Annotated in this window: 17 protein-coding genes; 4 read left to right on the top strand and 13 right to left on the bottom strand. The window is 63.5% G+C overall.

The features are described from left to right. Positions 1-7: 7 nt before the first annotated feature. The 4 genes from BLR13_RS07305 to BLR13_RS07290 form a co-directional block, all read right to left on the bottom strand. Positions 8-832 (bottom strand): carbohydrate ABC transporter permease, encoded by an 825-nt coding sequence (locus tag BLR13_RS07305; protein WP_074825897.1) that lies wholly within the window; start codon positions 830-832, stop codon positions 8-10. Continuing rightward, complete coding sequence (locus tag BLR13_RS07300) at positions 829-1,764, bottom strand: carbohydrate ABC transporter permease (RefSeq protein ID WP_074825899.1); 936 nt, start codon at positions 1,762-1,764, stop codon at positions 829-831. The genes BLR13_RS07305 and BLR13_RS07300 overlap by 4 nt, the downstream gene beginning before the upstream one ends. After that, the gene (locus BLR13_RS07295) at positions 1,761-3,083 is read right to left on the bottom strand and encodes an ABC transporter substrate-binding protein (protein WP_074825901.1); all 1,323 of its coding nucleotides are present in this window, start codon (positions 3,081-3,083) and stop codon (positions 1,761-1,763) included. The genes BLR13_RS07300 and BLR13_RS07295 overlap by 4 nt, the downstream gene beginning before the upstream one ends. Positions 3,084-3,254: 171 nt before the next feature. Then, positions 3,255-4,109 carry a VOC family protein gene (locus BLR13_RS07290; RefSeq protein WP_074825903.1) on the bottom strand — a complete coding sequence of 285 codons (855 nt, stop codon included), beginning with the start codon at positions 4,107-4,109 and terminating at the stop codon, positions 3,255-3,257. A 74-nt stretch (positions 4,110-4,183) separates the two neighbouring features. Between BLR13_RS07290 and BLR13_RS07285 the strand changes: the two genes are divergently transcribed. Further along, on the top strand, positions 4,184-5,545 hold the full coding sequence (locus BLR13_RS07285; RefSeq protein ID WP_074825905.1) for an NAD(P)/FAD-dependent oxidoreductase: 1,362 nt from the start codon (positions 4,184-4,186) through the stop codon (positions 5,543-5,545). A 21-nt stretch (positions 5,546-5,566) separates the two neighbouring features. On the opposite strand, the gene BLR13_RS07280 is transcribed toward BLR13_RS07285, so the two are convergent. From BLR13_RS07280 to BLR13_RS07260, 5 genes are all read right to left on the bottom strand, one after another. Then, the gene (locus BLR13_RS07280; RefSeq protein WP_079587952.1) at positions 5,567-6,661 is read right to left on the bottom strand and encodes an alpha/beta fold hydrolase; all 1,095 of its coding nucleotides are present in this window, start codon (positions 6,659-6,661) and stop codon (positions 5,567-5,569) included. 61 nt (positions 6,662-6,722) lie between these two features. Continuing rightward, a complete protein-coding gene (locus BLR13_RS07275; protein ID WP_074825906.1) occupies positions 6,723-8,348 on the bottom strand; it encodes an ABC transporter ATP-binding protein in 1,626 nt (541 codons plus the stop codon). Next, positions 8,345-9,175, bottom strand: coding sequence for an ABC transporter permease (locus BLR13_RS07270; protein WP_074825908.1), 831 nt, complete (start codon positions 9,173-9,175; stop codon positions 8,345-8,347). The genes BLR13_RS07275 and BLR13_RS07270 overlap by 4 nt, the downstream gene beginning before the upstream one ends. A gap of 4 nt (positions 9,176-9,179) precedes the next feature. Then, positions 9,180-10,157: an ABC transporter permease gene (locus BLR13_RS07265; protein WP_074825910.1), complete on the bottom strand. Its 978-nt coding sequence runs from the start codon at positions 10,155-10,157 to the stop codon at positions 9,180-9,182. Positions 10,158-10,386: 229 nt separating this feature from the next. Further along, positions 10,387-12,003: an ABC transporter substrate-binding protein gene (locus BLR13_RS07260; RefSeq protein WP_074825911.1), complete on the bottom strand. Its 1,617-nt coding sequence runs from the start codon at positions 12,001-12,003 to the stop codon at positions 10,387-10,389. 440 nt (positions 12,004-12,443) lie between these two features. Between BLR13_RS07260 and BLR13_RS07255 the strand changes: the two genes are divergently transcribed. Beyond that, positions 12,444-12,743, top strand: coding sequence for an HU family DNA-binding protein (locus BLR13_RS07255; protein ID WP_027536409.1), 300 nt, complete (start codon positions 12,444-12,446; stop codon positions 12,741-12,743). A gap of 259 nt (positions 12,744-13,002) precedes the next feature. On the opposite strand, the gene BLR13_RS07250 is transcribed toward BLR13_RS07255, so the two are convergent. After that, positions 13,003-13,770: an SDR family oxidoreductase gene (locus BLR13_RS07250; protein ID WP_283806847.1), complete on the bottom strand. Its 768-nt coding sequence runs from the start codon at positions 13,768-13,770 to the stop codon at positions 13,003-13,005. Positions 13,771-14,066: 296 nt separating this feature from the next. Here BLR13_RS07250 and BLR13_RS07245 point away from each other — a divergent pair, with 296 nt between their 5' ends. Both BLR13_RS07245 and BLR13_RS07240 read left to right on the top strand, forming a co-directional pair. Beyond that, on the top strand, positions 14,067-14,912 hold the full coding sequence (locus BLR13_RS07245; protein WP_074825915.1) for a CmcJ/NvfI family oxidoreductase: 846 nt from the start codon (positions 14,067-14,069) through the stop codon (positions 14,910-14,912). A gap of 111 nt (positions 14,913-15,023) precedes the next feature. Next, on the top strand, positions 15,024-16,268 hold the full coding sequence (locus BLR13_RS07240; RefSeq protein WP_074825917.1) for an MFS transporter: 1,245 nt from the start codon (positions 15,024-15,026) through the stop codon (positions 16,266-16,268). Here BLR13_RS07240 and BLR13_RS07235 read toward each other — a convergent pair. From BLR13_RS07235 to BLR13_RS07225, 3 genes are read right to left on the bottom strand one after another with little or no spacing between them, the layout of a single operon-like run. Then, positions 16,265-17,035: an anti-sigma factor family protein gene (locus tag BLR13_RS07235; protein WP_074825919.1), complete on the bottom strand. Its 771-nt coding sequence runs from the start codon at positions 17,033-17,035 to the stop codon at positions 16,265-16,267. The genes BLR13_RS07240 and BLR13_RS07235 overlap by 4 nt on opposite strands. Further along, on the bottom strand, positions 17,032-17,559 hold the full coding sequence (locus tag BLR13_RS07230) for an RNA polymerase sigma factor (RefSeq protein ID WP_074825920.1): 528 nt from the start codon (positions 17,557-17,559) through the stop codon (positions 17,032-17,034). The genes BLR13_RS07235 and BLR13_RS07230 overlap by 4 nt, the downstream gene beginning before the upstream one ends. Next, on the bottom strand, positions 17,556-19,016 hold the full coding sequence (locus tag BLR13_RS07225; RefSeq protein ID WP_074825922.1) for a YncE family protein: 1,461 nt from the start codon (positions 19,014-19,016) through the stop codon (positions 17,556-17,558). Before BLR13_RS07225 ends, BLR13_RS07230 begins: the two co-directional genes overlap by 4 nt. Positions 19,017-19,019 lie beyond the last annotated feature (3 nt).

Raw genomic sequence — 19,019 nt, 5'->3', positions numbered from 1 at the left:
AGTTCGATCAACCGCCCTTGACGGCACCTGCGGTTAGCCCGGCGACGATCTGTCGCTGGGCTAATACCGTCAGCAGCAGCACCGGCAACGTCACGATCAGGGCTGCGGCCGCCAGCGGTCCCCAGCTCAATTGATCGAACGAAATCATGTTGTAGACCGCGACCGGCAACGTGCGCGTTTCGCGTCCCGCCAGCACGATGCCGAACACAAAGTTGTTCCAGGAGAAAATCACCGCGAGGATGAAGGCGACCGCCATGCCAGGCCTCGCGATCGGCAGCGCGACATGCCGGAACACCTGCCAGCGCGTGGCGCCGTCGATCAATGCGGCTTCCTCGAGCTCCAGCGGTGTGGTCTCGAAATAGCCGATCATGATCCAGATCACGATCGGCACGGTCACGACCAGGTGGATGATGATCTGCGGCACCAGCGTGCCGAGCAGGCCGAGCCACTGGAACAACAGGAACAGGGGAATGAGGTAGGACAGACCCGGCGTGATGCGCGCGATCAGGATCACGACCGCCGATTTGTGCGCGGCCATGCGCGCGATCCCGTAACCGGCCGGCACGCCGATCAGCATCGCCAGCAAGGTCGCGCTGCCGGTCACCACCAGGCTGTTGACGAAATAGGTCAGGAACCGGTTGGAGGCGAGCACGTCGGCATAATTTTTCCAGGCGAAGTGCTCGGGGATGAAGACCGGCGGATAGGCGGCGTTGTCGACCTCGAACTTGAGCGAGAGCGAGAGCATCCAGAGAAAAAACAGGATGGCGGGCGAGACGATGACGAGCACCGAAAGCCATAGCGCGATCTTGCCGAGGATCTGCCGTGCGCTCATGCGTCACCGCCGATCTCGGCCCACACCGTGCGCTGGCGCAGATACAGCAGCAGCGCCGCCAGGACGATGATCAGGACGAAGAAGATGACCGCGATCGCCGATCCATAGCCGAGGTCGTAGTAGATGAAGGCGACGCTGTAGAGATAAAGGTTGATGGTCTCCGACGCCGAGCCGGGCCCGCCTTGCGTGATCGCAAAGATGATATCGAAGCTTTTGACGGCATCGATCATGCGGATCATGCCGGCGATGAACAAAAACGGCGCGATCAGCGGCAGCGTGATGTAACGGAACATCTGCCAGAAATTGGCGCCATCGATCTCGGCGCTCTCGTAGGGCTCGATCGGGATCGCCGCGAGACCGCCGAGCACGATCAGCATCACCAGCGGCGTCCACTGCCAGGTTTCGACCAGCACCAGCGAGGGGATCACGGTGCCGGGATGAAATACCCAGAGCTGCGGCGGCAGGCCGACCAGCGAGAGCAGATAATTGAGCACGCCGAGCTGCGGGTGAAACATCATGGTCCAGACCAGCGCGATCGCCACGGGGGTCGCCATCATCGGCATGATGAAGACGCCGCGCAGGAAACCGCGCCCGGGAAATTTCTGGTGGAACACCACGGCGGCGAGGGTGCCGAAGATCAGCGGCAGAGCCACGGACAGAGCGGTGTAAAGAATGGTGTGGCCCACCGCCTCGACGAAGCGGGGGTCGTTCGGCAGCCGCATGTAATTGGCGAGGCCGACGAAGGCGATCGGCGAGCCGACCTTCCATTCGTTCAGGCTCATCCAGATCGTGAACACCCACGGAAAGATGATGATCGCGAGCACGACGACGAGCGCCGGCACCACGAACGGCCAGTATGACGGCTTCCGCAATTCCTGCTCCGGCGCGGCGACCTCTGCCGCGCCCGGAGCGACTTCTGTGATGGCCTTCACGCTTTCTCGCTGCGCTCCAGGATCGGACGGAATTGCTCGTGCGCCTTCTTCAGTTCGGTGGCCGGATCGGCGCCTGACAGCGTCGACGTCAGCGCCGCACCGACGAGGTCGCGGAATTCCGCGACCGGGATCACGACGGGAAGGCCGAGCTTGGAGATCTTGGCGGAATCGATCACCGACTGCAGCCATTCCCGATTCTTGACGCCCTTCTGCACTTCCGCGTCATTGAGGATCGAGTTGCGGAACGGCACGCCACCGCCGCTCTGCAATAGCCGCGCGCCTTGCGTCTTGGAGACCGCCCATTGGCACAGCAGATAGGCGGCTTCCTTGTTCTTGCTCGCCGCCGCGATGCCGAGGCCGTCGCCATAGGTCGCGGAATATTGCCCTTTCGGCCCCGCCGGCACCACGGTGTAGCCGACCTTGCCGACGATGCGCGAGGCGGCCGGGTCTTCCAGCGGCGGCGCCCAGCCGACGCCGTCGATCCACATCGCCGAACGTCCTTGCGTGAACGAGGCCATCGACTCCATCCAGTTGAAGCCGGCAACACCGGGAGGCGCGACCTTGGTCAGTAGCGTCTGATAGAGTTTTGTGGCCGCGATCGCCTCGGGGCCGTCGGTCAGGATGCCGCCCTTGGCGTCGAGGAACTCGCCGCCATAGTTGAGGAAGAAGTTAGTCCACAGCGTCATGTTGGCGTTGCGCAGGCCGCGCCCGACGAAGCCGAAGGTGCCGTCCTTGGCGTCGGTGAGCTTTTCGGCGGCCGTGACCATCTCGTCCAGTGTCTTCGGCACCGCGACGCCCTTCTTCTGGAACAGCTCCTTGTTGTAATAGAGAATGAAGTAGTCGACCGACCATGGCAGCGACAGCATCTGCCCCTTGTCGTTCTTGGCGTACTGCAGGCCGGCGGCCGAAAAATCGCTTTCGACCAGGTCGGGCGCGGTGAGGTTCGGATCCTTCATGTAGCCGGAGATGTCGGCGAGCCAGCCGGCCTTCTCGAACTGCCGCTTCTGCACGTGATAGCTGAGGTGGACGACGTCGAAGCTCGGCTTGCCGGAGGCGAGCTCGATCACGGCTTTCTGGCGCTGCTGCTGCTCGGGGATCTGCTCCGACTCAACCTGAATGCCGGTGAGGTCGGTGAATTCCTTGATGTTCTTCTGCAGATTGTCGCCGCGCGGACCCTTGGCGAGGATCACCTCGAGTTTGGTGCCGGCGTACTTCTTCCATTGCACGTCCGCGCGTGCCGGAAAGCCGCTGAGGCCGAGGGCGCCCGCGGCAGCCGTGCCGGCCAGAAGTTTGCGGCGCGAGATAAAGTGGTTGTTCATTGTTGTTCTCTCCCTGGGGTCGGCTTGTTTTGCGCGAATTCTAGCGTCCGCGAACGGTCTGCATAGCCCTATTGTGCGGTATATTGGTGCAAGCACAATTTTTCCGGCGGCCGCGCATCGCGCGGTCGCCGATGTCCAGCGGCAACGGATGCTGCAATAAAAGTGGAACGCCTACGCCTTGACGAAGGCGAGCAGGGTGCCGTTGCCGGCGGCCGGCGGCACGACAATGCCGCCTGCGCTGTGTACGCCGGTCGTACCCAGCGCCTTCTCGGCCGCGGCAACATCGGCCGCGATCACGAGACCCGCGCCGCCGCGTTCGGGCAGGCCGGCCAGTGACACGCCGGGATAGCGCTTGCCGAGTTGATCCCGGGTCAGGAACACGAAGTCGGCGCGATCACCGCCCGAGGGCACCGCGACCGCACCATCCGCCTCGTTGCGCACGTCGCGATCGGTCATCTTTGACAGATGCGCGGCGTCCTTGGCCGGCTCCGGCGACACGATGACCACCTGCTTCAGGCGCTTCGCGCCATTGGCATGCTGCATCAGTTCGGGAATCCACACCGTCTCGCGGGTCTTGTGCTGGCAGGCGAAGATGCGAATGCCGCCCGGCGTTTCCGCCCTCGGCCATTCAAAAGTCCGGAACTTGGCCGCCGATATGGTGCCGTTGGGCATCGTCACCGGCCGCTCGAAATCGGTCGGTCCAACCGGCGGATAGCCGCGCGCGCGGATTTCCTCGGCGCCTTCAGCCGAATCCACGGCGGTGAAGGCGACGCGCTCGATGCCTTCGCCGCGCGTGTCGAGATAGGCGCGCGCCGGAGCATTATGTTCTGTCGGGGTGAGCACGCCGAGCAATTCCATATAGTCAGGGTCGAACATGATGGTGTAATTGCCCGATCCCATATGCGCGCTGTGGGTGCCGCGCGGCGACACGGTAAAGCCGAGCCGCTTGTAGTTGGCGGCAGCCTGGTCGAGGTCTTTCACCATGATGACGGCGTGATCGATACCGATGACGTTCTTGAGTGCCACTCTGTTATTTCCTCAGGATGAATTAGCTGATTAAACTAAGCAGAACGATCAGTCGTCTGCAAGAAAGGATCACGATGGTTACGACCAACGTCCGCTGGCCCAGTTCGCTGTGGGCCGCCGTGACGCCGCCGGGGCCCGATCTTCCGGAATTGATCGGCACCGAACGGGCCGACGTTATCGTGATTGGCGCCGGCTTTACCGGCCTCTCCACCGCGCTGCATTTGCGCGAGGCGGGTGTCGATGTCGCTGTCGTCGAAGCGGCGGAGCCGGGATGGGGCGCCTCGGGGCGCAACAACGGCCAGGTGATTCCGACACTGTCGCGGCCCGATCCTGAGGATATCATCGCAAAACACGGCGCGGCCGGCGAACGCTTCGTCGCAATGCTGCGCGACAGCGCCTCGGCGCTGTTCGACGTCGTGCAAAAGTACAAGATCGAAGCCGAGCAGGAGCAGGCCGGCTGGGTGCAGCCGGTGCATTCGCCCGGCCGCATCAAGATCGCCGAACGTCGCGTAAAACAGTGGTCGAAGTTCGGTGCGCCGGTCGAACTGCTGTCGCGCGACCAGGTCAGCGATATGACCGGTTCGAATGCGTGGTACGGCGGCTTCTGGAACAAGACCGGCGGCCACGTCAATCCGCTGGCGCTGGCCCGTGGGCTGGCGCACGCCGCGCTTGGCCTCGGCGCGCGCATTTACGCGCGCTCGCCCGCGATCAGCTTCGAACGCCGCAACGACAAATGGATCGTGAAGACGGAGAAGGGCGAGATTTCAGGCCGTGCGCTGGTCATGGCAACCAATGCCTATAGCGGCGAGTTCTCCAAATCGCTGGTGCCTGAAATCGCCACCGAAGTAATGCCGGTGCTGTCCTGGCAGATGTCGACGCAGCCGCTGTCGGATAACGTCCGCAAGACCATCATTCCCGGCCGGCAGGCGATGTCGGACACCCATGGCGAACTCTATTTTGCACGCTACGATGCGCGTAACCGGCTGATCACCGGCGGCGCCGTGCTCGGTCCCGGCAACAAGGTGGAGCGGATGAAGGCGCGGGTGACGGAGCGGTTGCAGCGGCTGTGGCCGCAAATCGGTGACGTTTCTTTCGACTATGTCTGGAATGGCTATGTCGGCATGACGGCGGATTTTTTGCCGCGCATCCACCGGCTGGGGCCGAACGCCTATGGCTGGACCGGCTGCAACGGCCGCGCCGTTGCGCTGACGATCCCGCTCGGCCGCGCATTGTCGAGGGCGGTCCAGGGCGTGCCGGAAAGCGAACTGGCACTCCCGTTCACGGAGCCGGTGACGTACATGGCGCACGGATTATTGCGCAAGATCGCACCGTGGATGCTGCTGCTCTACCGGCGCCGCGACGCGCAGGAATTGCTCAAGGGCGATAACTTCGAATTGCTAAAATGGGCGGAGCATTTCCTGGCCTCGCGCCGCTGACGAACCCGCAGCTCGATTGATTCAAAATGCGGATCGAACGTGCGCTATCAATTGTGCAAGAAATTCATCGGGACGATCGAACGGAATAAAATGCTCGCCGCCCTCGAACTTCACGAATTCCTTCCGGGGCGCCTTGATCTGTTCGAAATATGCGTAAGCCGGTTCGATCGGCGTAACGATGTCCTCGGTGCCCTCGAAAAAGAACACCGGAATGGAAAAGTCAGTGCCTAGAGACCACAGATCGCTGTGAACCATGGGTCCGTTCCTTCCGCGTAGATGGGTCGCCGAAAATGAGAGGCCTCTTTGCCAATAGTACCAATCGAGCAGTGAAAAATCCGGCATGAACGCCGGCGGGATCGGGCCGACGGGCTGGAACGCCTCGATCGGCGGTAGTGACAGCGCTTTCGCCCATTTCTCCACGATGTCAGGCTTGGTCATGCTGACCCCGGGGGCGACGGAAATCGCCGCGAGTTCGGTCAACGCCTGTTTGTTGTCTGCAGCTTGCGCCAATCCCTTCAGACGGGCGACGACGAGGTCGAACTGCTTTTCGAAGGTTTGCCTGCCAACGACTTGTCCGGTGCCGACATAGGCATGAAACAGGTCCGGGCGCTGTTTGACGATATGAATGCCGAGAAACGAGCCCCACGAATGTCCGATCAGGACAATCCTGTCCTTATGAAGATAGGCTCGAAGAAATTCGGCCACTTCGACGCCGTCCTGCGTCATCTGCGCCAAGGTCATGGTCGCCGCAACGGATTCGCCGGTCATGCGAAACGTACGCCCGGCGCCCCGCTGGTCCCATTGAACGACGGTGAAATACTTCGCCCATGGCTGCCAGCCCGACGACATCGGAAGCGTCGAACCACCGGGGCCGCCGTGGACAAAGAGGATGACCGGATTGCTGCGATCTTCGCCGCGAATCTGAATCCATTGATCGATGCCGCCGATTTTGACGTACATTCCCTCCTCGACGCCGTTCGGGGATTGAATCGCGAGGGCACGCGCGCCGAGTTGCTGGCGATAAGCGCGAAAGCCCAGTCCGCACCCAATCGCAAGAACCGCCAGCACGGCAACTGCAAGCAAGCTGACTTTGGCGATCCTGAGCATCCGTTTCATCGACGCGCCGTCTTGGCGATTATCGGAATCCACGGGACTCTGTTTCGCGCGAAATCGCCTGTTACACAATGGCCGCATCGCGCTTGCGGGTAAAGTCGCCGCCGGGAATCGAAGCCAGCAACGCCTGCGTATACGGATGTTGCGGGTTGCCGAACACCTCGCCGGCCAGCCCTTGCTCGACCACGGCGCCGTCCTTCATGACCGCGACGAGGTCGCAGATTTGCGCGGCCACGCGCAGATCATGGGTGATGAAGACGATCGATAGCCCGAGCCGCTGACGCAGGTCCGCGAGTAGTTTCAGCACCTGCGCCTGCACGGAAACATCCAGCGCGGAGACCGGCTCGTCGGCGACCAGCACGTCGGGCTTCAGCGCGAGTGCGCGCGCCAGCCCAATGCGCTGGCGTTGGCCGCCGGAGAATTCGTGCGGGAATCGGTCGCCGGCGGAAGGATCGAGCCCGACCAGCGCGAACAATTCCCGGGCGTCGGCGATGGCCTTGGCGCGCGGCGTGCCGTGCACGATCGGACCCTGCGCCACCAGTTCGGCGGCCTTGCGGCGCGGATTGAGCGAGGCGAACGGATCCTGAAACACCATCTGGATGTGCCGCGTCTCGCGACGTACTTCCTCGCGCGACAGTTTCGCCCAGTCCTTGCCCTCGAGCAGGATTGAGCCTGCGTCCGGATCGATCAGCCGCACCAGGCAGCGCGCCAGGGTCGACTTGCCCGAGCCGGATTCACCGACAATTCCGAGCGTCGCGCCCCTGGGTAGATGGAGCGTCACGTCCTTCACCGCCGGCGTTACGCGCGCGCCGCGCCCGAGAAAGCCGCCGGTGCGATAGGTCTTCGACACGCCTGAGATGGTGAGGATATTGTCGCCCGAAATCGCGCGCGGCGGCGGCGCCTTGAGCGGCGGCACGGCGGCGATGAGCTGCCTGGTGTAGGCGTGCTGCGGGTTGTTGAGCACGTCGGTGGCGGCGCCCTGTTCGACGATGACGCCGTGCTGCATCACCACGACGCGGTCGGCGATCTCGGCGACGACGCCGAAATCGTGGGTGATGAACAGGACCGCGGCCTTGCGGCGCTGCTGCAGCTCGCGGATCAGTTTCAATATCTGTGCCTGCGTCGTGACGTCGAGCGCCGTGGTCGGCTCGTCGGCGATCAAGAGCCTTGGGTCGAGTGCCAGCGCCATCGCGATCATGGCGCGCTGACGCTGGCCGCCCGACAGTTCGTGCGGATAGGCTTTTGCCGCTACGATCGGATCGGGAATGTGGACGTCGGCGAGCAGGGCCTGCACCTTCTCCGAGATCTCGGCCTTCGACAGCTCGGTGTGAATCGAAAACATCTCGGCGATCTGGTCGCCGATGGTGCGGAGCGGATTGAGCGCGGTCATCGGCTCCTGGAAGATCATGGCGATGCCGGCGCCGCGCACCTGGCGCATCTCGGCCACGGTCGCCGCAGCGAGGTCCTTGCCCTCGAACATCACCCGGCCGCCATCGATCGTCACTTCATTGGGGAGCAGCCGCATGATGGCGTTTGCCATCATCGACTTGCCGGACCCGGACTCGCCGACCACGCAGAGGATTTCGTCGGGCTTGATCGCCAGTGACACATCCGACAGCGCGTGGCTCCGGTCCGCGCCTTTGGGCAGGCAGACGCCGAGATGTTCGATCGAGAGAATGCTGTCGCTCATCGGCTCTTCAGCCTCGGATTGAGCGCGTCGTTGAGGCCCTGGCCGACCAGCGACACCGCCAGCACCGTGACCAGGATCGCGATGCCGGGGATCGCCGAGACGTACCACTGCACCCGCAGCACGTCGCGGCCGAGCCCGATCAGATTGCCCCAGGAAGCGACATTGGGATCGGACAGCCGCAGGAAGGCCAGCGCGCTTTCCAGCAGGATTGCCACCGCCATCACCACGCTGGCATAGACGATGACCGGCGGCAGCGCGTTGGGCAGGATTTCACCGAGGATCAGCTGGACGTCCTTCATGCCGAGCGTCCGTCCGGCCTGGACGAATTCGCGGTTGCGCAGCGACAGGAATTCGGCGCGGGTGAGCCGTGCGGGCGCAGGCCACGACACCACGCCGACCGCGATGGTGACGGTGGTGAGTGTCGAGCCGAACACCGCGACCAGCACCAAGAGCAGCACGAAATTCGGCAGCGTCTGGAACGCTTCGGTGATGCGCATCAGCACGTTGTCGACCCAGCCGCCATAATAGCCGGCGAAAGCACCGACCAGGATGCCGATCAGGATCGCGATCGCGGTGGCGACGCCGCCGATCAAGAGCGAGATCCGCGCGCCGTAGAAGATTTGCGCCGCGATATCCCGCCCGGAATTGTCGGTGCCGAGCAGGAAGCGTGGATTGGAGAACGGCCAGATCAGCGGGCGCCCGGCCAGCGCCAGCGGGTCGCGCGGGTAGAGAAAGCCGGCGCTGACAGCCATCGCGATCACGACCAGCAGCAGGAACAGGCCTGCGACCGCGGCCGGACTTCGGAAATAGCGCTTGATCGCGTCCATGACCTTACCCCTCGGCCGCGATGCGCGGGTCGAGCCGCGCATAGACCAGGTCGACCGCGAAGTTGACGACGATGACGAGCAACGCGGAAACGAACACGATGCCGAGCAGGGTGTTGAGGTCGCGCTGCACCACCGATTCATAGGCGAGCCGGCCGAGGCCGGGCAGCGAGAACACACTTTCGACCACGACCGATCCGCCGAGCATGGTCCCGGCCTGCAGCCCGATCAGCGTCACCATCGGCAGCAGGGCGTTGCGCAGCACATGCCGCGTCACCACGCGGGTCTCGTCGAGGCCTTTTGCGCGCGCGGTCCGGACATAATCCAGGTTGAGAACCTCCAGCATCGAGGCCCGCATGATGCGCAGATAGATCGCCAGAAAGATCAGGCCGAGCGTCAGCGTCGGCAGCACCAGATGGCGGGCGATATCGATGACGCCCCAGATGCCGGTCTGCACGGTGCCGATGTCCTGAAAGCCGCCGGCCGGCAGCCACTGCAGATAGATCGAGAACACCACGATCGCCATCAGCCCGAACCAGAACGAGGGCGTCGCGTAGAAGATCAGGCCGAGCGTGGAGATCAGCGTATCCGGCCAGCGGTTGACGCCGCGGGCGGCGATCACGCCGAACAGCAGGCCGAAGAAGAACGCAAACGACAGCGACGCGGTCATCAGCAGGATGGTCGGCGGCAGCCGCTCCAGGATGACCGACGCCACCGGCTTGCCATAGATCGAGGAGAATCCGAGATCGAGGCGCACCAGGCGCCAGAGGTAATTGCCGAGCTGGACGGGTATCGAAAGGTCGAGCCCGTAGAACTTGCGCAACTCGCGCGCGGTCGCGGCATCGCCGCCACCCATTTGCGCCATCATCGCGTCGACGGTGTCGCCCGGCGCGAACTGCAGCAGCAGGAACACGCCGATCAGGATCAGGAACAAGGTCGGGATCGAGGCGGCCAGACGCCGCCCCGCGAGGCCAAGGATACGCATGTCTTATCTATAACGTCTTCGAAGTAATTAGACACTGGTGCGCTGTCACCTCGCCCCGCTTGCGGGGAGAGGTCGGATTGCATCGCAGATGCAATCCGGGTGAGGGGGTATCGGTCTAACCGCAGTCACCTCATTTGCAGAAAGAGCCCCTCACCCCAACCCTCTAAGAGCGAGCTGCGCTCGTCTCGACCCCGCAAGCGCGGGGCGAGGGAGAGGGGACCGCGCCGCCTCAGGCGGAAAGCCAAAGATCGTGCCAGCTCGCCGAGCCCCAGCGCGGGGTGTTGGAATGGTTGCGGGCCTTGGCCGAGATCACGGTGACGAAAATCTGCTCGATCGGCATCCAGACCGGCAGCTCCGTATTCACCTCCTTGACGAACTCGGCATACAGCGCCTTGCGCTTGGCCGGATCGACCTCGGTGGCGGCGTCATCGATGGTCTTGTCGACGGTCTTGTCCTCCCAGCCCCACTGGTTGGTCCAGGGCGCGCCCTTGGGCTGGCCCGAGCGGTACCAGACCGTGGTCGAGACCGCGGGATCGTTGCGGTACTGGTGCCAGCCGGTGGCGAGGTCGAAGGCGTGGTCGTCATAGACCTGCTTGAGGAAGCCGCCGCCGTCGTTGCGCACGATCTCGACGGGGATGCCGATCTCGCCCAGCGACTGCTGGATGAAGGTCGACCACAGCGAGATGTCCTCGCCCCACGGCGCCGGAAGCAGCTTTAGCGAAAACCGCGTGCCGCCGGTGCCGGCCTTGAAGCCGGCCTCGTCGAGCAGCGCCGCCGCCTTGGCCTTGTCGTAAGGGTATTGCGGCGTGCTGCTGCCTGGATAGAAATCGGTCGAGGTCGAGGGGATCGGCCCGGTGCCGAGCTTGGCGAAATCGCCGAGGAAGTTGTCGATGAAGAACGGCACGTTGATCGCGTGCGCGATGGCGCGGCGCACCTTGATGTCGGACAATTCCTTGCGGCGGAAGTTGAACTCGATGGTGTTGGTGCGCGCGTTGCCTTCATTGCCCTTGGTCGAGACGATGAAGCGCTTGTCCTTGCCGAGGCGGGCCATGTCCGAGATGGTGAGGCCCGAGAACGGGCTGTAGTGCAGTTCGCCGGCTTCCATCTGGGCGGCAGCGGCGGCGCGATCGGTGATGACGCGCCAGACGATGCGGTCGAGATAGGGCGCGTTGGGCCGCCAGTAGTCGACGTTGCGGTCGGCGATGATGTATTGGCCGCGCTCGTATTTGACGAACTTGAACGGCCCGGTGCCGACAGGCGCGAGGTTGGTCGGGTTCTGCCGGATGTCGCCGCTTTCATAGAGGTGCTTGGCCGAGATGTAGCCGAGGTCGGGTAGCGCGCGCAGCAACAGGTTCAGCGGCATCGGCCGCTCGTATTTGAAGATCGCGGTCTGCGGATCCGGCGTTTCGACCGCGGTCAGGAACAGTTGCAGCGTCGAGCCGTAATTGAGGATCTTCTTCCACATGTTCATGGCGGTGAACTCGACATCGGCAGAGGTGAACGGCTTGCCGTCGTGCCAGGTGACGCCCTTGCGCAAATGGAAGGTCACGGTCTTGCCGTCGGGGGTTGCTTCCCAGCTCTCCGCGAGCACGCCGACCGGCTGGCCGTTGGCATCGAGATCGACCAGGTTTTCCTGAATCTTGCCGCCGATGATGTAGACGCCGGTGGAAGCCTGGATGCTCGGATTGAGCTGGCGCTGTTCGGCGCCGTAGTGAACGTTGAACACGCCGCCCTTCTTCGGCGTTTCCTGCGCAAAGGCACGCATCGGATTGATCACGTTGGCGGCGATCGCGGCCGACGTCAGCAGTGCGGTGCGGCGATTGATCTCAAGGCGCGTCAAATCCATGCGAACTCTCCGAAGGGGGACATCAGGTGGCGCGCCGTTCGGACGGCGGCCTTTAAAGGCGATGTTACGATGGAAGGGGAACGCGAGTCATTTTCTAATGCAGGCGCGCATGAGGAAAATCGTTGCCAAAACATGCAGTGAAAGCAGGCCATTGCGCGCGGCGTCATCGCCGCTTTTTGCCGCGGAATCGGAGTCAGAAGCCCGCCGCAATGGATCTTGAGGCCGGGAAATGACCGGGAATCGCGGGGCTGGAAGGGGACAATGTGTCCCATCACCCCTAAAAAACAGGGGTTTGGAGCCCTCAGGATGCGAAAAACCGCGCTAGATCGCGCGAATCAGTCTAAGTCAACTGGCGATATAGTTGTGAAGAATGCCAAAAGGCCTGTTTTTTTAGGCAATTTCCGCCATAACGTCGCACTTCCAGAATCAATGGAGCAAACATGGCTACCCAAATGTCTAAGTCGCAGCTGATCGAAAAGATCGCGACCACCACCGAAGTTTCGAAGAAGGAAGTCAAAGGCGTGATGGAAGCGCTGGTTGACGTCGGTCACAAGGAACTCAAGAAGAACGGCGTGTTCCTCGTCCCCGGCTTCGCGAAGTTCGTCGTGGTCAAGAAGCCCGCGACCAAGGCCCGCAAGGGTACCAACCCCTTCACGGGCGAGGAAATGATGTTCAAGGCCAAGCCGGCACGCAAGATCGTCCGTGCCAGGCCGGTCAAGGCCGCCAAGGACGCGGTCTAAGAAAAGCGAAAAGGCCTCCGGAAACGGAGGCCTTTTTGTTTGTGGGGGCGCGGATGCCGCTGCTCCTCTCCCTCGCCCCGCTCTTGCGGGGTCGAGACGAGCGCAGCTCGCTCTTAGAGGGTTGGGGTGAGGGGCTCTCTCCGCGAGTCCGGTGTGAGCGGTTAGACCTGTACCCCCTCACCCGGATTGCATCTGCGATGCAATCCGACCTCTCCCGCAAGCGGGGCGAGGTGAAGCGAGCGGCTTCAGGCTTCCTTATTCACACCACCGGCGAGCGGCCACCGTCGACATTGATGGCGGTGCCGGTGATGTACGAGCCCTGATCGGAAGCGAGGAAGCACGCCAGATTGGCGAATTCCTCCGATGTTCCGATCCGGCCCAACGGCGTGCCCTTGGCGAGGCCTTTGGCGAACACCTCGAAATCCATGTCGGGTGCCTGCTTGGCGTGCCGCTGTACCCACTGATCGCTCATGATCAGGCCGACCAGCATCGCATTGACCAGAATGTTGTGCTCGCCGCCCTCGTTCGCCATCACCTTGGTGAGCGCCATGCCGGCCGCCCGGGACACCGAGGTGGGCGCCGAGGACGCCGCAGGGGCCTTCGCAAACGTGTTCAGCACGTTGATGATGCGGCCCCATTTGCGGGCCTTCATGCCCGGCCAGACCAGCCGGCTGAAGCGGATGGCGGCAAACAGCTTGAGGTCCAGATCGTCCTGCCAGGCCTCGTCGGTGATGTTCTCGAACGCCACCGTCCGCGCGGTTCCGGCATTGTTGACGAGAATGTCGATGCCGCCGAGATCGGCTGTGATCCTGTCGTGGGCCTTCGCTATGTCCGCCGCCGTCGAGACGTCGCAGACATAGTCGCGGACATTAAGACCGTCCTTGGCGAGTTCGTCCCGCGCCGCCTTCAGGTCCTGCGCGCCGCGCGCCAGGATCGCGACCTTGGCACCGGACTCGGCAAACCGCCGCGCCATTGCGAGCCCGAGGCCCTTGCTGCCGCCGGTGATGACAGCAACGCGATCTTTCATTGTTATTTGCATGTTTTTCTCTCCCTGTACGCCAATCGTACGATGGGCGGAGCGCAAGCGATACCCATCGCGTTTGTTGGTGATGGCAGAGGGGCTCAACCCACCCGCCGGGCTTTGGCGGTCTGACGAATCCGTGAAGCCGGAATATCCATCCGGGACAGGCCATCCCGCCGACAAGGATATTTCCTGTTTCCGGCTCGGCGAAGCGGCAACGTTGCTATTTTTGCAGCAGGCTTGCCGGGCGGAGCGGGACGGCCAAAATGAGATCAACCAACAATAGAGTCCAGGAGATTGCCATGGGCCTTCAACAAGCAAAAATCGAGTCGCTGCCGTTCGTTACCGCCGAACTCAACTATCTCGTGCCAACTCCGGATAAGCCAAGAACCTACGCCTTCGATCCGCCGCCGGGCGAACCGAAGTCCACGGCGTTGCCCGAATCCCACCGGCTTCCGATTTTCGATGCGCGCCCGATCGCTGATGGCATTACGCTCGACCGCGAGGGCTTCGCCCTGGTGCGGCACCCGACCGCCGTCAGGAATTTCTATGACGATAAGGAGGTTACCGGCGTCTACTATCCCGCCGTCGAAGCCTTCCTCAAGGCGACGCTGAAGGCTGACAGGGTCTTGATCTTCGACCATACCGTCCGCAAGCGGGTGGAGGGCAGTGCCGACGTTCGTGGCGCAGGGCCGCGGCAGCCGGCGACAAGGGTCCATGTCGATCAGACCGACGCGTCGGGGCCGAATCGCGTTCGCGAACATCTGCCTGACGAGGCCGAGGAGCTTTTGAAGGGGCGGGTGCAGGTCATCAATCTGTGGCGGCCGATCCGCGGACCGCTGCGCGATGCACCGCTTGCGATGCTGGACGGTCAAACCTTAGCCCCAGGCGATCTCGTCGCTTCCGACCTGATCTATCCGAACCGGCGCGGCGAGACCTATTCGGTGAAATACAATCCCGGTCATCGCTGGTTCTACATTCCCGAGATGACGACTGACGAGGCGCTGCTGCTCAAGTGTTACGATTCCGCAGCCGATGGCCGCACCCGGTTCGGGCCGCACACGGCCTTCGTCGATCCGACGACGCCTGCCGATGCGCCGCCGCGCGAAAGCATCGAGCTGCGGACGCTGGTGTTCCACAGGAACTGAGCGCGATTGATGTGATCCATCTCGCCCCCGCGCGCGGGGCGAGATGACACCGCGATTCGCATTCCCCTCGCTTTGATGATACGCCGCCCCGGAAACGGGACGACACGGATCATGGACGGCGCCAAAGCCGACGACACGAGCGGTAATTTTCGCGCGCTGGTTTTTGCGCTGCTGGCGCTGGCCTGCGGGCACATGCTGTCGACCCTGCTGCGGACGATTCCGGCGATCAGCCTCGACGTGATGGCCGCCGATTTCGGCACCTCGCCGCAGAAGCTCGCCAGCCTGACCTCGATCTATCATTTCGCCTTTGCCGCCTCGCAGATTCCGGTCGGCGCCGCGATGGATCGCCTCGGCGTCCGTCCGGTGTCGCTGAGCCTGCTGATGGGAACCGTCGTCGGTGCGCTGGCCTCCGGACTCGCAACCGGGCCGGAGAGCTTTCTGTTCGGACAATTCCTGCTCGGGGTCGCCACGTCGGGCATGCTGATGTGCCCGATGACGCTGGCGGCGAAGAACATGTCGGCGACGCGCTTCGGCCTGTGGTCCGGCGTGATCCTGTCGATCGGCAATATCGGCATGCTGCTGTCGTCGAGCCCGCTGGCTTTCGTGGTCGACCATTGGGGATGGCGGGCGGGGTTCTGGATCTCGGCCGGTTTCGGCGTCGTGGTGGCGCTCGCCGTGTTCGCGCTGGTGCCGCGACAGCAGGCCGCCCATGCCGACCGGTCTTCGCCGCTTACGCAAATGACCGAAGTAATCCGGCTCGGCCTGTCGCGCCAGTTGCGCGGCCTGATCGCGGTGGCGCTGGTCTCGCTGGCCGCCTCGCTGGTGCTGCGGGGATTGTGGGGCGGGCCGTGGCTGATGGAGATCAAGGGGCTGAGCCGGATCGAAGCCGGCAACGAGCTCGGCCTGTTCACGCTGGCGCTGATCGTCGGACCCCTGCTGATCGGCATTCTCGACCGCAATGTCGGCCATCGCCGCGAGGTACTGGCGGTGGCGCATCTGGTCGCCGTGCTGACGCTGGTGCTGATGGCGGCCGGCGCGCCGCATTTTCCGGTCTCGGACCTGTTCGGGGTGGCGGTGATGCCGGCGCAATATGACGCCGTGCTGTTCGTGCTGATCGGCATCGCGGTATCGGCACAGCCGCTATTGTACGGCATGACGCGGCAGATGGTGGACGCGCAGAACACCGGCAAGGCGCTGTCCGCGATCAACCTGGCGTTCTTCCTCGGCGCCGCGCTGATGCAATCGAGCACCGGCGTGGTCGCCGCGGTCTATGGCTTGCCCGCCGTGCTGTTGTACATGGCGGCGACGCTGTTCATCGGCACCGTGATCTTCCTGATCTACACGCGTTCGTCCTAGATCGTACGCGCCTGCCGGCGCACCTCGTTGGCGATCGGCTTGAGGGATTCGGCGGCGACCTGTCCCACCAGGCTGTAGCCCATCCCGCCATCCGCCCAGGCAAAGCCCGCGACATCATCTTGCGAATGCGAGGCCATCGGCGCGCTCTGATCCGATTGCATCGGACGCGTCAACATCACCAGCCGGTCGCCGTGATCGTCATCGTACATGAACATGGCTGCCGGACCATGCGAGGTCGCGATCAGACGGCCTCCCATCAGGCGATAGCCCGACGTGGTCAGGTCCGGCAGTTTCACCGGCTGATGCAGGCGATTGGAAACCCACTGCACCAGTTGGGCGCTATCGGTCGCCCGCATCTCGACCGGCCGGACGTGATCCGGCGCATAGACCTGATAGGAGTAGGCCGCTTCCTGTGCGAGGGCGGCAAGGCCGCCGGACGAATCCTGTACCGCGCCACGCATCACCCAGCCGCTGAGACCGCCGATGCTCAACATCAGCATGGCAGCGACCGCCCAGCCGAACGGCAAACGCCGTCGCTGCCGGCCTTCGATGATCCGCGACAGATTGAGTTGCGGCGGCAAAGGCTCGTCGGCGATCGGCGCCAGTGCCTTGCGCAACAACTCGCGCTGATCGGCGAAGCCGGCGATGCGCTTGGCGACATCGGGATGGCCTTCGAGATAGGTGGCGATTTCCGCCTGCCGCTCTGATTCCAGAACGCCGTCCACATAGGCGTGGAGATCGTCTTCCGTGATGGGCCGATTGGTCATTTCATGCTCCGCAACTGCACCACGTTTTTCGGCGCGCCGTCCGCGGTCCCTTCGATTTCATGCTGCAATCTTTCGCGCGCCCGCGACAGGCGCGACATCACGGTGCCGACGGGAATATCGAGTACCTTGGCGGCGTCGGCATAGGACAGGTCTTCCACCGCGACCAGGAGCAGCACCGCGCGCTGGTCTTCCGGCAGCCGCGCCAGCCTCTCCAAGACATCCTGATACATCAGTTTCTGCTCCTGCACGGCATCCTGTCCGAAATCATCCTCGTTGGCCTCGTCGATGGCAATGTGCTTGCCGCGTGTCTTTGTCCGGCGGAATTGGTTGACCGCCAGATTGTGCAGGATCGTGAACAGCCATGGACGCGGATCGCCTTCGCGCCGCTGGTTCCAGTGGCCGACTGCCCGCTCCAGGCAATCCTGCACCAGATCGTCCGCGGCGGCGTGGTTGCGCGCCAGCGCACGCGCGTAGCGGCGCAACGCTGGAATCACCGGCTCGATCTGGCGCAGCATGTCGCTCATGGAGTCTGGACCTGCACGGCTTCCCCGAATTTAGCGGGCTCGCCGGGGGCGATGACCAGATATCGCCGCTCGGCTGTGGCGGAATTCTGGACGATCTGCCGGATCGGTCCAACCGCGTTGACGATTGCTGAGCCCGCCGGATTGGTCATGAAGGCGGCGAGCGGCTGTAATGCCCCAGTGCCGTCGGCATGATCGGCCAGCGCCAGCACATAGCGCTGCTTCGGCTGCAGGCCGGTCACCGAGGCCTGCAGCACCTGAATCAGGCCCTGGTCGAACAGCGAGACGCTGGTCGGCGGCTGACCGTTCTTGGGTTCCGTCTTTGCCCCGAGGGAGAGGTGCGCGACCTGGCCGGCGACACCGAGGGGTTGCAGGTTCTGGCGGTCATCCGGATTGGGCGCTGCGTTGGGGACGTAGGCGATCGCCTGCGGCGCCTGTCCGATCGGGATGTTGGCAATCACCTTGTTGGTCGCGGTATCGATCGCCGCCAGCGCGTCGGCGTTTTCGAGGCCGACATAGACCCGCGTGCCGTCACCGGACGGCCAGATGCCGTGCGGAAGGCTGCCGACTGGAATGGTCGCAATTAACGAGAAATCATCGGTGCGAAACACCTTGATCTCGTTGGTGCCGCCGATCGTGACATAGGCGAACGTTCCCTTCGGCGTGCGCGCGAAGTTGACGTGGTTGGTGATCGGCCCGGTGTCGATGGTCTTGATCGGATTGAACGGCGGCTTGGCGTTGAACACCTGGGTCTTGCCGACGTCCTTCAGCGTGAACCACACCTGCTCGCCGTCGGGTGTGGCGGCGATGTTCGGACAGAATGGGCTCTCCTGCTTGACGCGCGCGACGATGGCATGGTCGGCGACGGAGACCACCACGGTCTCCGGATTGAAGGAAGAGCAGATGTAGCCGTATTTGCCGTCGGGCGAGAAGATCTGCATGCCCGGACCGGCCGGCACCTCGATACGCGTCTTCTCGGCAAAGCTCGCGGCATCGATGACCGAGATGTAATTCTCGCCGCGCACGGTGATCCAGACCTCTTTGCCATCGGGCGTGAAGAACGCCTCGTGCGGCGAGCGGCCGACATAGGTGACGTGCTTCACAGTGTTGGTCGCGGTGTCGATGAAGCTCACCGAGTTCGACCCGATCGAGACGATGGCAAGCGTCTTGTGATCGGGCGAGTAGCCCATGCCGTGCACCAGTACCTGGCCCTTGTAGAGCGGGCTGAAATTGCCGGGCTGCGGATCGCCGAGCCGGATCACGCCGAGCAACTTGTTGTCGACGGGGTCGGTGACCGACACCGTGTTCGAAAATTGCTCTGCCGCGTAGACGCGGTCTTGATGGCTGATCGGGATTTCGGGGGAGGCCGCGGCGCCGGGCGCCTGTCCCGCCCAGGCTGCTGCCGATGTCGCGATGATCGTGCAGGCCAACAGGCTGCTTTTCAAAATCGGATAGCGCATGTG

It is taken from the genome of Bradyrhizobium ottawaense, assembly GCF_900099825.1.
GTDB classification, from domain to species: domain Bacteria; phylum Pseudomonadota; class Alphaproteobacteria; order Rhizobiales; family Xanthobacteraceae; genus Bradyrhizobium; species Bradyrhizobium ottawaense_A.
The sequence above is the reverse complement of the archived record's forward strand: the minus strand, read 5'-3'. Positions and strand labels throughout refer to the sequence as shown.